Genomic DNA, 12469 nt, shown 5'->3' with positions numbered 1-12469 from the left:
AGCCGGCGCGCAAGAGTGCCCGGCTGCACACGCCCACCCCGGGACCGGCTCCGGAAAACCCCCGAACCCGCACGAACTCCCCACGACCCAGCCGTACGATCACGTGTTGCCCGGCGAGGCGGCCGAACCACGGCCCAGGCGCTGAACGCCTCCGTACGCCCGGCGCGTACCTCATGCAGAAGAGCAGTGCACGGCTGCGCAAGGCCCCAGGAGCTGCCATGACCATCTCGTACTCGTCCTCGTCCGCCCCGCTGCCCGCGAACTCCACGGCCGCGTCGGCGTCGTCGGCGTCCTCGGCGTCGTCCCTGGAGTACGACCCGGACGGCGGGCCGGTGCTCGTGGAGCCGGAGATCCGGCGGCTGGACGGCGAGGTGCGCGAGGTGGCCGTACCGCCGCTGGTGCCGCCCGTCTCGCACGGGTCGCTGGCCGACGTGCCGTTCCAGAACGCGGAGGTCTCGCCGGGGCATCCGATCCTCAGCCGCCGCGCGCCGGACGGCACCTGGACCGACGTCACGGCGGCCGAGTTCGCCGCGCAGGTGCGGGACGTGGCGAAGGGGCTGATCGCGGAGGGGCTGGTCCCGGGGGACCGGATCGCGATCATGTCCCGGACGTCGTACGAGTGGACCCTGCTGGACTTCGCCGCCTGGGCCGCCGGCCTGGTGACCGTGCCGGTGTATCCGACCTCCTCCGTCTTCCAGACCCGCTGGATCCTCCAGGACTCCGGTACGGTCGCGATGCTCACCGAGACCGCCGAGCAGGCCGCCGCGATGGGCCCCGAACTCGGGCATCTGCCGGACCTGCGCCACCTGTGGACCATCGACAAGGGGCATGTGGACCGCCTCGCGGAGGTGGGGCGTTCGCTGCCGGACTCCGAGGTCGGCGTACGGCGCGGGGTACTGGGCCCCGACACGCTCGCGACGATCGTCTACACCTCCGGCACCACCGGCCGCCCCCGCGGCTGCGCCCTCACCCACGGCAACTTCCTCGCCGAGGTCGACAACGCGATCGAACTCCTCTACCCGGTCTTCCGGGCGAAGACCAACGAGGAGCCGTCGACCCTGCTCTTCCTGCCGCTGTCCCACATCTTCGGCCGCATGGTGGCGGTGGCGTGCGTCCGCGCGCGCGTACGGCTCGGCCACGCGCCCAGCCTCAAGGCCGCGGACCTGATCGCCGACCTGGCCACGTTCCGGCCGACGTTCCTGCTGGCCATCCCGTACATGCTGGAGAAGATCTACAACAGCGCCCGCGCGAGCGCCGAACGCAAGGGCAGGGCAAGCACCTTCGACCGCGCGGCGAGCGTCGCCAAGCGCTACGGCGAGGCCCAGGAGGCGGCCCTGAGCGGCGCCGGACACGGCCCCGGCCGCGGCCTGCGGGCCGCCCGCGCGATGTACGACCCGCTCGTCTACCGCAAGCTCCGCAACGCGCTCGGCGGCCGGGTCCGCCAGCTGATCTGTGGCGGCTCACCGCTCAGCCGGGACATCGCCGCGTTCTACGCGGGCGCGGGCATGCAGATATACGAGGGCTACGGCCTCACCGAGACGACCGGCGCCTCCACGGTCACCCCACCGCTCAAACCCCGGATCGGCACGGTCGGCTGGCCGCTGCCCGGCACCCGCGTCCGGATCGCCGCCGACGGCGAGATCCTGCTCTCCGGCGGCCAGGTCTTCCGCGGCTACTGGGACCCGGCCGCGGGCGGTGTGGTCCCGGCGAGCCCGGACGGCTGGTTCCCCACGGGCGACATCGGCCGTCTGGACGACGAGGGCTATCTCAGCATCACCGGCAGGAAGAAGGAGATCCTGATGACCGCGGGCGGCAAGAACGTCGCCCCCGCGCCCATGGAGCACTTCCTGTGCACCCACCCCCTGATCTCCCAGTGCCTGGTCCTCGGCGACCGCCGCCCCTACATCACCGCGCTGATCACCCTGGACCCGGACGGCATCACCCACTGGCGGCAGATGAACGGCAAGCACCCGGTGCCGCCGGAACTCCTGGTCACCGACACGGAGTTGCTGGCCGTGCTGCAACGCGCGGTCGACGAGGGCAACCGGCTGGTCTCGCGCCCCGAGTCCATCCGCCGCTTCACCGTCCTGCCGGCCGACTTCACGGAGTCGTCGGGCCATGTCACCCCGTCGATGAAGCTCCGTCGCGAGGAGATTCTGCGGGACTTCTCGGACGTGGTGGAGGCGATGTACGAGGGGTAGGGCCGACGGCCGCCTCAGGAGCGGAACGTCGTGGCGTCGTTCGCGCAGTGACCCGAGGCGAGGAACGCCGCCCAGGCAGTCGGGGCGAGAGTGACGTGGCCTCCGGCGGGGTTCTTGGAGTCACGGAGGTGGATGGCGTGGGGGGAGGTGGCGACCTCCACGCATTCGCCGCCCTCGCCGCCGCTGTACGAGGACTTGTGCCAGGTGTACGCGGCTTCCACGCATTCGCCGCCCTCGCCACTGCTGTAGCTGGACTTAAACCAGTTGAGCTGCTCGTGGGTCATAGCTCCTCCAGCTTCTGCTCGATCAACTTCCGGGACTCTGACGGAGAGAGTGCCATCGCCCGCATGATCCCATAACGGTCAACGATCTTGCGTACCTCTTCCGGATCGGTGATCAACCGTGGATGCCCTTGCGCTTCCGTGTATGCCACCGGTCCGTGTCCCTTGGGCGTCAGCAGGTTGAACGCACTGTCCAGGTTGGGATGTTCCTCCATCCAGGTCGGCATCACCTGAATCTCGACGTTCTGCATCTGTCCGACTTGCAGCAGGCGCCGAAGCTGATCCCCGTGCACCCGCCGACCACCGATCGGCCGGTCCAGCAGGACCTCTTCGAGGACGTAGCTCACGATCGGCGCGGGGGTGCGCTCAAAGATCTGCTGCCGGGAGAGCCGGTCTGCGACGCGCCTCTCGATCGTCTCCTCGTCGAGGAACGGTCGACGCTTCCCGAATACGGCCCGCGCGTGATCCTCGGTCTGCAACAGGCCGGGCACGCTGTGGTTGGCGTAGAAGTGCAGCTCAACCGCCTCCGCCTCCAACCCCGCATAACTCCGGTACCACTCCGGATGCCGTGTCCGGACCTTCGTCATCGCCTCCCTGACCTCCGGGATCACCTCCCGCAACAGGCCTCCGGCATCCAGGAGTTCGTCCGCCTTCTCCAGCACCTCGGGCCGAAGATTGCGTACGCCGCGCTCCATCGCCGAGATGGCGTCAGGGCCGTAGCCCACCAGTTGCCCGAACTCCTTCTGCGTCAGCCCTTTGCGCTCGCGCAACAGCTTGAGCATCTTGCCCAGCGCTGTGAAGAGCCCTGTTGTGCCCTCTGCCTCCGCCGGTGTCTCCATCCGCCCCGTGCCTCTCGTCCGACATCCCGTACAGGGAACACAGCGAACCCGTACGACTACCGACCGTCGCCAAGTCGCCCCTGGTCAGGGTAAGTACAAGCGGCCACGCTCAGTGACGTGAACGGCGAAATCTCCACCCCCACCCAGGAACTCACCCAGCGCCTCAGTGCCACCCCGAGGGGCGCCCGGCTCGCCCGGCGTCTTGTGGCGCAGCAGTTGGCGGACTGGGGCTACCCGCACGAGAGCGAGGTGAACGACACGGCTCAGCACGTGGTGGCCGAGCTGGCGGCGAACGCGGTCACGCATGGCCGGGTCCCGGGCCGGGACTTCGAACTGCGTGTCGCGCTCGCCGCAGAAGGCACACTGCGTATCGAAGTGAGTGACCCGAGAGGTGACCGCCCGTTGCGGTTTGTGACCGAACCGGACGGCGAGTCGGGCCGTGGCCTGATCCTCGTCACGCTGCTGTGCGTGGCGTGGGGGGTCGCAGAGCGGCAGGTCGGCAAGACGGTGTGGGCGGAGGTGTCACTCAAGGAACGCGGCTGAGAGGGTCGGCTCCCACCGGGCCCTCCCTGCGGGTTACGCGTCGAAGATCTTGAAGGTCTCGATGTTGTCGTTGGCCCGGTCGCCCACGTAGGACGTGGCGTAGCCGTAGTAGTAGAGGACGCCCGAGCCGTTGTTGAGGACGGCCTGCTGGCCGTCGCAGTTGTTGTACGTCCGGAACGACGAGATCGAGGTGCGCCACAGGCCGGTGTTCAGCACGTAGCCCGCGGAGTCGCAGGGTCCGAAGTTGCCGTACAGGTCGTTCCAGCCGCCGCCGAAGTTGGCGTTGTCGTACCAGGTCATGAGCAGGGTCGAGGCGCTCTGCCGTACCGCTGCCGCCGCCGAGGCACGGGAGTCGGCGCAGACCCGGTTCTTCACCCGGGAGACCTTCTCGCCCGCCTTCACCGGCTCGACCACCGTGGCGCAGTACTTGCCCTCCGACGCCTTCGGGGTCTCCGCGGCCGACACGGTCGGCGCCAGTCCGACGAGACCGACGAACGAGGCGGCCACGGCGAGGGTGGCGGCGGTACGGGTGCGCAGTTGCATAACGTTTCCTTGTGGCTGGGGGATGGTGGCGCACGAAGGCTAGGTCGGCGCGGCCCTGACCGGTACTGGAAGTTTCCGGAGGGCCGTCGTCAGGGCCGCCGCGCGATCAGGTACGCCTGCGGTGTCGACTCGCCCTCTTCCTCCTCCGCCGCCCGGACCGTCCGGGAGCGCATCTCGAACCCGGCCCCCTCCAGCAGCGCGGCGATCTGCTCGGGCCGGCGGCGCTGGAAGTCGATGGAGACGGGCCGGCCCCACGCCTCGTCGTAGTGCCGGGGTACGTCCCCCACCTGGAAAGCGATGAACAGATGCCCTCCGGGACGCAGGACGCGGTGGAACTCCCCGAACAGCTCGGGCAGTTGATCCACCGGTGTGTGGATGGACGAGTACCGCGAGACGACCCCCGCCAGCGTGCCGTCCGGGATCCCCGTCGCCAGCATCGAGCCGCGCTCGAACCGCAGCCCCGGGTTCTCCCGCCGTGCCACGGCCAGCATCGACTCCGAGAGGTCAAGCCCGAACACCTTCAGGCCCAGCCCGGCCAGATGTCCCGTCACCCGCCCCGGCCCGCACCCCAGGTCCGCCACCTCCCCGTCCGTGCCCACGAGTTCCGCGAACCCGGTCAGCAGCGCCCGCTCCATCGGCCGGACCAGATCCTCACGGAACTGCTCCGCGTAGTCCTCGGCCACGGCGTCGTAGAAGACCCTCGTCAGAGTCTCGTTGTCGGTCATGGACGGCGACCCTAACGGCCCCCACTGACAACGGGTCCGCCGGCCGGGATCCGCCGGCCGGGATCCCTCGGCGGGGGCCTCAGCCCACGCCCGCCAGCCGCAGCGCCGCCGTGACCCCCGCCGCCCCCAGCACCACCACCACGAACGGTGCGCCCCGCCATGCCAGTACGCCGCCCGTCAGCACCCCCGCCGGACGCGCCCACCCCGCGAAGCCGCCGTCCTCGGTGAGCGCGCCCGTCGCCAGCAGGGCCACCAGCAGCACCACCGCACCGGCGGAGAGCAGCTCCCGTACCCGGGACGGCAGTTCGACCCGCCCGTGCAGCGCGGGCCCCACCAGCCGGAAGGCGTACGTGCCCACCGCGAGGGCCAGGATCATCGCCACCGTCGCGCTCATGCCGCCGCCACCTCCTCGTCCTCCTTCTCCTCCTTCTCCTCGTTCTCTTCCTTCTCCTCCTTCTTCCGGCCGCGTCCGTGGACCGCGAGGCCCGCCAGGGCCAGCAGTACCGGCAGTCCGGCCGGGACGAGCGGAGCCGCCGCGAGGGCCAGTGCGGCCCCGAGCAGCGCGGCCCGCCGGACGGGCGCGTCCTTGCGCAGGATCGGCATGACCAGCGCGACCAGCACCGCGGGGAACGCCGCGTCGAGGCCGAAGCGCGCGGTGTCGCCGAGCGCGCCGCCCGCCAGGGCCCCCGCGAGCACGGTGATGTTCCAGACGGCGAACAGGCCGACGCCGGAGATCCAGAACGCGGCCCGGCGACGCGCCGGATCCTCCTGCGCCAGCGCGAACGCGACCGTCTCGTCGGTCACCAGATGCGCCCCAAGGAGCCGCGCCACCCGGCCCCGCCCGAGGATGTCGGCGACGGCGAGACCGAAGGCGACGGTCCGGGTGTTCAGGAGCAGGCCGGTCGCCGCCGCGGCCACCGGACCACCGCCCGCCAGCAGCACGCCGACCGCGCTGAACTGCGCCGAGCCCGCGTACACGAACAGCGACATCACCACCGGCACCCAGACCGGCAGACCGCCCGCCACGGAGATCGCCCCGAAGGACAGCCCGACGACTCCGCTCGCCACCCACAGGAGGGAGGCGTCACGGACAAGAGCGGGGGTCCGTGGTGTTCGGGGAGTTCGTGGTGTTCGGAGCAGCGAACGCATGTTCACTAGAATGAACAGAAGTAAGACTGTTCGTCAAGGCGAACGATCGGACCGACACAGCGAACGGAGTGTTCACGGTGGATGCCGGTACCAGCGGCCCGACCCCGCCCCGCCCACCCCTCGACTGGATCGCGGGCGCCCTGCGCCGCGAGCGCACCCGCGTCGGACTCTCGCTGTCCGAGCTGGCGAAACGGGCCGGGATCGCCAAGTCCACGCTGTCCCAGCTGGAGGCGGCGAGCGGGAATCCGAGCGTCGAGACGCTCTGGGCACTGGCCGTGGCGCTCGGCGTGCCGTTCAGCGTGCTGGTGGAACCGCCGATTCCGCAGGTGCAGGTGATCCGGTCGGGTGAGGGGCCCGCCGTCCGCTCGGAACAGGCGGGCTATGCGGCGACCCTGCTCTCGGCGAGCCCGACCGGTGCCCGGCGCGATCTCTACGACATCCGGCTGGAGCCCGGCGGCGTACGGGATTCGGAACCGCATATTCCGGGGACCGTGGAACACCTGGTCGTCGCCGCCGGACGGGTGAAAGCCGGTCCGCACGGAGCCCAGGAGGAACTCCGGGCCGGCGACTACATGAGCTACCGGGGCGACGTGGCCCATTCGTACGAGGCGCTGGAGCCCGGCACGAAGTTCGTGCTGATCATGCAGCACGTTTGAGAGCAGGGCCCGCTTGAATTCGCGGAGAATTCATCTCACGCGGCGGGTGCCGGGAAAGGGCAGGAGCCCCGTCGCCTTGCGGCGCGGGGCTCCTTGGGTACTGCACTCGATCCTTGATCCGAGGGGATCAGACCGGGGTGACGTTCTCCGCCTGCGGGCCCTTCGGGCCCTGGGTGACGTCGAAGGACACCTGCTGGTTCTCCTCAAGGGACCGGAATCCGGTCGCGTTGATCGCGGAGTAGTGGACGAAGACGTCGGGGCCGCCGCCTTCCTGGGCGATGAAACCAAAGCCCTTTTCGGCGTTGAACCACTTCACGGTTCCGGTAGCCATAAGCCCTCCTTGGGCCCAAAGGGTTGCCCTGCTCCAGAACCAGCAAGTGTGAAGACAAGATTCTGCACATTCGCATATGTCTAGGAACGACGAGAGCCCGCGGTCACATGCTCCGCAGGCTCTGTACTGCAAGGGAAACCAAACTGCAACTTGCGGGCGAGCCTAGCACGCAGGCAGGGGAATGCAATAGAGGTCAAGATCACGTCACCCGGACGTTTGAAGGACCGGGACGGTGATGACGACCGTCCCGGGAAGCGCGGTCGGCGGAGTGGACGCGTCCGACGGCGGGGGTGGGCTCCGTACCGTACCCCACAGGGTCTAGCCTCGCGATGTGGACAATTCCCGCACCCGGCCGCGTGTCGGCCACATCCAGTTCCTCAACTGCCTGCCCCTGTACTGGGGGCTCGCCCGGACCGGCACCCTCCTCGACTTCGAGCTCACGAAGGACACCCCGGAGAAGCTCAGCGAGGGACTGGTGCGCGGTGATCTCGACATCGGTCCCGTCACCCTCGTCGAGTTCCTGAAGAACGCCGACGACCTGGTCGCCTTCCCCGACATCGCGGTCGGCTGCGACGGACCCGTCATGTCCTGCGTGATCGTCTCCCAGGCCCCGCTGGACCGGCTGGACGGCGCCCGCGTCGCCCTCGGCTCCACCTCGCGCACCTCGGTGCGGCTGGCCCAGCTGCTGCTGGCGGAACGGTTCGGCGTCCGGCCCGACTACTACACGTGCCCGCCCGACCTCAGCCTGATGATGCAGGAGGCCGACGCCGCCGTACTGATCGGCGACGCGGCGCTGCGCGCCAACCTGGTCGACGGGCCCCGGTTCGGGCTCCAGGTGCACGACCTCGGCACGCTCTGGAAGGAGTGGACCGGGCTGCCGTTCGTCTTCGCCGTCTGGGCCGCCCGGCGCGACTACCTCGCCCGCGAGCCGGTCATCACCCGCAAGGTCCACGAGGCGTTCCTGGAGTCCCGCAACCTCTCTCTTGAGGAGGTCGGCAAGGTCGCCGAGCAGGCCGCCCGCTGGGAGGACTTCGACGAGCGGGTCCTGGAGCAGTACTTCACCACCCTGGACTTCCGCTTCGGCGCCCCGCAGCTCGCGGCCGTCGAGGAGTTCGCCCGCCGCGTCGGCCCGACGACCGGCTTTCCGGCGGACGTGAAGGTGGAGCTGCTGAAGCCGTAGCGGCGCTTCCCGCCAGCCCGTGGTGGCGCCCGCTTTGGCGGTTGTGGCGCCTGCCGCAGTCACGGCGGGCCCGTGCTTATACGCTTCCGGGCAGCAGGCCAGGCGTACGGGGCACGGGGCAGACAGGGGGAGAGGCCGCGATGCAGCCGCTCGGAGCCGATGAACCTACCGTTGTGGGGCCCTACCGGCTGCTCGGCCGGCTGGGGGCCGGCGGGATGGGCCGGGTCTACCTCGGCCGCAGCGCGGGCGGCCGCACGGTCGCCGTCAAGATCGTCCACCCGCACTTCGCGTACGACGAGGAGTTCCGCACCCGCTTCCGCCGCGAGGTCGACGCCGCGCGCCGGGTCGGCGGCGCGTGGACCGCGCCCGTCCTGGACGCCGACCCCGACGCCGCCGTGCCCTGGGTCGCCACCGCGTACGTGGCCGGACCCTCCCTGACCGCCGCCGTCGCCGAGGGCGGCCCACTGCCCGCCCACTCGGTACGCGCCCTCGGCGCCGGCCTCGCCGAGGCGCTGGCCGCCGTCCACGAACTGGGCCTGGTCCACCGCGACGTCAAACCCTCCAACGTGCTGCTGACCCTCGACGGCCCGCTCCTCATCGACTTCGGTATCGCCCGCGCCACCGAGGGCACCGCCTCCCTCACCTCCACCGGCGTCTCCGTCGGCTCACCGGGCTACATGTCGCCGGAACAGATCCTCGGCAAGGGCATCTCCGGCGCCGCCGACGTCTTCTCCCTGGGCGCGGTACTGGCGTACGCCGCGACCGGTCAGCCGCCCTTCCCCGGGGACTCCTCGGCCGCGCTGCTCTACAAGGTCGTGCACGAGGAGCCGCGCCTCGACGGGCTGGAGGCGCTCGACGGCGGCCTGCGCGAACTGGTCGCCGACTGCCTCGCCAAGGAACCGTCCGCGCGGCCCGCGCCCGCCGAGATCTCCGGGCGGCTGGCACCCGAGGGCGCGGCCCGCCTCGTCGCGGGCGGCTGGCTGCCGGGGCCGCTGGTGGAGCGGGTCAGCCGGAGCGCGGTGCAACTGCTCAACCTGGAGGCCGTGGACACGTCCCCGTCGGGACCGGTCGGCTTCAGCAGCCCGGCGGTGGGGGTGGGCGCGGGCGCGCAGGGGACACAGGGGACGTTCGGGCCGCCGCCGGTGATGACGCCCGGCGGCACGGACGGGTCGGGGCCGTACGGCTCGGGCTCGCAGGTCCCGTACGCGTCCGATCCCCGTATGGCGAGTTCACCGTCCGTGGCGGGCACGGGCACGGGGGCGAGTACGGGCATGGGTACGGGCGGTGGTGTGCCGGAGCCGCGGGACGCGACCCCCGCTCCCGGCAGGCTCTCCGTCTCCGTGGCGGCCACCTCCACCACCGGGGACGGCGGGCGCGGACGGCGGATGAGCTGCACGGTGGCCCTCGCGGTCGCCGGGGCGCTGGCGGCGGTGACGGTCGGGTCGGTCTTCGTCCTCGACCTGCTGCCGGGCGAGAAGAAGGAGAGCGCGGGTTCCGACTCGGGGGCCGATTCCGGGTCCGACCCCGCGAAGACGCCGTCGGCGACGGCGTCTTCGAGCGAGGAGAGCGGCCCGGGTGTTGTGCCCGCGCGGTATCTCGGCGCGTGGGAGGGGCAGGGGACGGCGAGTGGCGGCCTCGTCCCGATGGGCACCTTCCGCGTCACGGTGGAGCAGACGAAGATCGGCGGCAGTCTCGGCGAGGTGCTCAACACCGACCCCATCGGCGGCGAGTGCGTCGATGAACTCACCCTGGAGAAGGTCGAGGAGAACCGGCTGATCGCCAAGGGCAGGGGGGCCAAGGGCAACCCGGCGACGTGTGCGAAGGAGGAGCACACGGTCTGGCTCACACCGACCGGCGACGACGTCACCTACGAGTCCGACAGTCAGGCCTCCGGCAGTCCGACGGCCCGACTGACGAAGGTCGAGTAGCCGGCGCCATGGTGACCGTCGTCGTCGCCGTGCTCTGGGGCGCGCTCGCCGGGGCGCTGCTGCCGCGCGCGGCGTACCGGCTCTCCGTACCGCCGGAGGAGCCGTGGCGGGACCGGTGCCCCGAGGGCCATCCCTTGGGCGGCCTGCTCGGCCGGGCCCGCTGCCCGGAGTGTGCGCGGGCCTATGGCCCCGGCCCTGTGGTGCCCGCCCTCCTCACCGCGCTGCTGTGCGCGGGCCTCGCCCTGGCGACCGGACCCCGCCCCGAGCTGGTCGTCTGGCTGGCGGCCGGGCCCGTCGGGGTACTGCTCGCGATCGTCGACGTACGGGTGCAGCGCCTGCCGGACGTCCTCACCCTGCCGCTCGCGGCCGTCGTCCCGGCCCTGCTCGGCGTCGCCGCGCTGCTCCCGGACCACGCGGGCCACTGGCCGACGGCCCTGCTAGCCGCCCTCGCGCTGGGCGCCGGCTACCTCGTCCTGCACGAGATCAACCCCGGCGGCATGGGCTTCGGCGACGTGAAGCTGGCGCTCGGCGCGGGGGCGGCACTGGGCTGGTACGGCTGGCGGACGGTACTGCTCGGCACGTTCGTCGCGTTCGTGTGCGGCGCGGTGTACGGGGGAGTGCTGGCCGTCGTACGGCGGACGGGGCGCGGGACGGCCGTACCGTTCGGGCCGTTTCTGCTCGCGGGGGCGTACGCCGGGGTGGTGTTGGAGGCCGCGGCGGTCTGACGGGCGGCGGGCGGCCGGGGCGGCGGATGCGGGTCCGGGTGGGCGGACGGGGGTCCGGCGTGTGGGCCCCGGGCTGGCCGGAAGGCGGGGAAACGGCTGGCGTAGGGTGGTGGAGTCCGTCCAGACCTGGGACAAAGTCCCGACCCTTGACGAAAGGGACGCTTCGGTGACCGAGAAGGCCGACCTTCAGTCCGTGCTCGACCGTGCCGCCGAAGGTGGGCGGATCACCCCCGAAGAGGCCCTCACCCTCTACCGCGACGCCCCGCTGCACGCGCTCGGCGCGGCCGCCGACACTGTACGCCGCCGCCGCTACGCCGGTGTCGAGCACATCGCGACGTACATCATCGAGCGGAACATCAACTACACGAACGTCTGTGTGACGGCGTGCAAGTTCTGCGCCTTCTACGCCCCGCCGAAGGCCAAGGACAAGGGCTGGACGCGCGATCTGGACGACATCCTGCGCCGCTGCGCGGAGACCGTCGAACTGGGCGGCACGCAGATCATGTTCCAGGGTGGCCACCACCCGGACTACGGCGTGGAGTACTACGAGAAGCACTTCGCGGCCATCAAGAAGGACTTCCCGCAGCTCGTCATCCACAGCCTGGGGGCGAGCGAGGTCGAGCACATGGCGCGGATCAGCAAGGTCTCCGTGGAGGAGGCGATCCGGCGGATCAACGCGGCCGGGCTCGACTCCTTCGCCGGCGCCGGCGCCGAACTGCTCCCCGAGCGCCCGCGCAAGGCCATCGCTCCGCTGAAGGAGAGCGGCGAGCGCTGGCTGGAGATCATGGAGACCGCCCACAACCTGGGCGTCGAGTCCACGTCGACGATGCTCATGGGCACGGGCGAGACCAACGCCGAGCGCATCGAGCACCTGCGGATGATCCGTGACGTACAGGACCGCACGGGTGGCTTCCGCGCCTTCATCCCGTACCTCTACCAGCCGCAGAACAACCATCTGAAGGGCCGCACCCAGGCCACGATCTTCGAGTACCTGCGGATGATCGCCATCGCCCGGCTCTTCTTCGACAACGTCGCCCACATCCAGGGCTCCTGGCTGACCACCGGCAAGGACGCGGGCCAGCTCACGCTGCACTACGGCGCGGACGACCTCGGCTCGATCATGCTGGAGGAGAACGTCGTCTCGGCGGCGGGCGCCAAGCACCGGTCCAACCTGCTCGAAATGATCGAGATGATCCGTACGGCGGACCGGACCCCGGCGCAGCGCTCCACCACGTACCAGCACCTCGTCGTCCACGACGACCCGGCGAACGACCCCGTCGACGCGCGGGTCATGTCGCACATCTCGTCCACGGCGATCGAGGGCGGCACGGCCCACCCGGAACTGAAGCTGCTCGCCTCCAACTGACC

General features: G+C 70.9%; 14 protein-coding genes. 7 read left to right on the top strand and 7 right to left on the bottom strand.

Annotated features, from left to right (window positions below):
• Window positions 1-218 precede the first annotated feature (218 nt).
• A complete protein-coding gene (locus ACIQAC_RS14180) occupies window positions 219-2201 on the top strand; it encodes an AMP-dependent synthetase/ligase (protein ID WP_402190357.1) in 1983 nt (660 codons plus the stop codon).
• Window positions 2202-2215: 14 nt separating this feature from the next.
• Here the strand turns inward: ACIQAC_RS14180 and ACIQAC_RS14175 are convergent, their stop codons facing one another.
• A complete protein-coding gene (locus ACIQAC_RS14175) occupies window positions 2216-2485 on the bottom strand; it encodes a DUF397 domain-containing protein (RefSeq protein ID WP_402190356.1) in 270 nt (89 codons plus the stop codon).
• Entirely contained in the window at window positions 2482-3321 is an 840-nt protein-coding gene (locus tag ACIQAC_RS14170) for a helix-turn-helix domain-containing protein (protein ID WP_402190355.1), read from the bottom strand. Before ACIQAC_RS14170 ends, ACIQAC_RS14175 begins: the two co-directional genes overlap by 4 nt.
• Window positions 3322-3438: 117 nt before the next feature.
• Between ACIQAC_RS14170 and ACIQAC_RS14165 the strand changes: the two genes are divergently transcribed.
• Entirely contained in the window at window positions 3439-3864 is a 426-nt protein-coding gene (locus tag ACIQAC_RS14165) for an ATP-binding protein (RefSeq protein WP_402190354.1), read from the top strand.
• A 33-nt stretch (window positions 3865-3897) separates the two neighbouring features.
• On the opposite strand, the gene ACIQAC_RS14160 is transcribed toward ACIQAC_RS14165, so the two are convergent.
• The 4 genes from ACIQAC_RS14160 to ACIQAC_RS14145 all read right to left on the bottom strand — a co-directional run bounded on the left by ACIQAC_RS14160 (window position 3898) and on the right by ACIQAC_RS14145 (window position 6281).
• Window positions 3898-4407 carry a hypothetical protein gene (locus tag ACIQAC_RS14160; protein WP_402190352.1) on the bottom strand — a complete coding sequence of 170 codons (510 nt, stop codon included), beginning with the start codon at window positions 4405-4407 and terminating at the stop codon, window positions 3898-3900.
• 89 nt (window positions 4408-4496) lie between these two features.
• Window positions 4497-5132 carry a class I SAM-dependent methyltransferase gene (locus ACIQAC_RS14155; RefSeq protein ID WP_402190350.1) on the bottom strand — a complete coding sequence of 212 codons (636 nt, stop codon included), beginning with the start codon at window positions 5130-5132 and terminating at the stop codon, window positions 4497-4499.
• A 79-nt stretch (window positions 5133-5211) separates the two neighbouring features.
• Window positions 5212-5526, bottom strand: a complete 315-nt coding sequence (locus ACIQAC_RS14150; RefSeq protein ID WP_402190348.1) for an AzlD domain-containing protein — start codon at window positions 5524-5526, stop codon at window positions 5212-5214.
• Window positions 5523-6281, bottom strand: a complete 759-nt coding sequence (locus tag ACIQAC_RS14145) for an AzlC family ABC transporter permease (RefSeq protein WP_402190346.1) — start codon at window positions 6279-6281, stop codon at window positions 5523-5525. The genes ACIQAC_RS14150 and ACIQAC_RS14145 overlap by 4 nt, the downstream gene beginning before the upstream one ends.
• 77 nt (window positions 6282-6358) lie before the next feature.
• On the opposite strand from ACIQAC_RS14145, the gene ACIQAC_RS14140 reads away from it, so the two are divergent.
• The gene (locus ACIQAC_RS14140; protein WP_402190344.1) at window positions 6359-6937 is read left to right on the top strand and encodes a helix-turn-helix domain-containing protein; all 579 of its coding nucleotides are present in this window, start codon (window positions 6359-6361) and stop codon (window positions 6935-6937) included.
• A gap of 127 nt (window positions 6938-7064) precedes the next feature.
• Here ACIQAC_RS14140 and ACIQAC_RS14135 read toward each other — a convergent pair whose 3' ends face one another.
• Entirely contained in the window at window positions 7065-7268 is a 204-nt protein-coding gene (locus ACIQAC_RS14135) for a cold-shock protein (RefSeq protein WP_004984723.1), read from the bottom strand.
• 331 nt (window positions 7269-7599) lie between these two features.
• Here ACIQAC_RS14135 and ACIQAC_RS14130 point away from each other — a divergent pair, with 331 nt between their 5' ends.
• The 4 genes from ACIQAC_RS14130 (at window position 7600) to mqnC (ending at window position 12467) form a co-directional block, all read left to right on the top strand.
• Window positions 7600-8448: a menaquinone biosynthetic enzyme MqnA/MqnD family protein gene (locus tag ACIQAC_RS14130; RefSeq protein WP_402190342.1), complete on the top strand. Its 849-nt coding sequence runs from the start codon at window positions 7600-7602 to the stop codon at window positions 8446-8448.
• Between the two features lie 140 nt (window positions 8449-8588).
• Entirely contained in the window at window positions 8589-10376 is a 1788-nt protein-coding gene (locus tag ACIQAC_RS14125) for a protein kinase (RefSeq protein ID WP_402190340.1), read from the top strand.
• A gap of 8 nt (window positions 10377-10384) precedes the next feature.
• A complete protein-coding gene (locus ACIQAC_RS14120) occupies window positions 10385-11101 on the top strand; it encodes a prepilin peptidase (RefSeq protein WP_402190337.1) in 717 nt (238 codons plus the stop codon).
• A gap of 166 nt (window positions 11102-11267) precedes the next feature.
• Window positions 11268-12467 (top strand): cyclic dehypoxanthinyl futalosine synthase, encoded by a 1200-nt coding sequence (gene mqnC, locus ACIQAC_RS14115; protein WP_402190334.1) that lies wholly within the window; start codon window positions 11268-11270, stop codon window positions 12465-12467.
• The last annotated feature ends 2 nt before the right edge of the window (window positions 12468-12469 follow it).

Origin of the sequence: Streptomyces sp. NPDC088387 (assembly GCF_044753385.1) — a bacterium.
Lineage (GTDB): Bacteria > Actinomycetota > Actinomycetes > Streptomycetales > Streptomycetaceae > Streptomyces.
Note: the sequence above shows the minus strand (reverse complement) of the source record. Positions and strands in the feature narration are given on the sequence as shown.

Bases quoted from the DNA above. Each gene is read 5' to 3' on its own strand.
- ACIQAC_RS14160 (WP_402190352.1), bottom strand. From the start codon at position 4,407: ATGCAACTGCGCACCCGTACCGCCGCCACCCTCGCCGTGGCCGCCTCG.
- ACIQAC_RS14180 (WP_402190357.1), top strand. From the start codon at position 219: ATGACCATCTCGTACTCGTCCTCGTCCGCCCCGCTGCCCGCGAACTCC.
- ACIQAC_RS14170 (WP_402190355.1), bottom strand. From the start codon at position 3,321: ATGGAGACACCGGCGGAGGCAGAGGGCACAACAGGGCTCTTCACAGCG.
- ACIQAC_RS14155 (WP_402190350.1), bottom strand. From the start codon at position 5,132: ATGACCGACAACGAGACTCTGACGAGGGTCTTCTACGACGCCGTGGCC.
- ACIQAC_RS14175 (WP_402190356.1), bottom strand. From the start codon at position 2,485: ATGACCCACGAGCAGCTCAACTGGTTTAAGTCCAGCTACAGCAGTGGC.
- ACIQAC_RS14135 (WP_004984723.1), bottom strand. From the start codon at position 7,268: ATGGCTACCGGAACCGTGAAGTGGTTCAACGCCGAAAAGGGCTTTGGT.
- ACIQAC_RS14150 (WP_402190348.1), bottom strand. From the start codon at position 5,526: ATGAGCGCGACGGTGGCGATGATCCTGGCCCTCGCGGTGGGCACGTAC.
- ACIQAC_RS14125 (WP_402190340.1), top strand. From the start codon at position 8,589: ATGCAGCCGCTCGGAGCCGATGAACCTACCGTTGTGGGGCCCTACCGG.
- ACIQAC_RS14120 (WP_402190337.1), top strand. From the start codon at position 10,385: ATGGTGACCGTCGTCGTCGCCGTGCTCTGGGGCGCGCTCGCCGGGGCG.
- ACIQAC_RS14145 (WP_402190346.1), bottom strand. From the start codon at position 6,281: ATGCGTTCGCTGCTCCGAACACCACGAACTCCCCGAACACCACGGACC.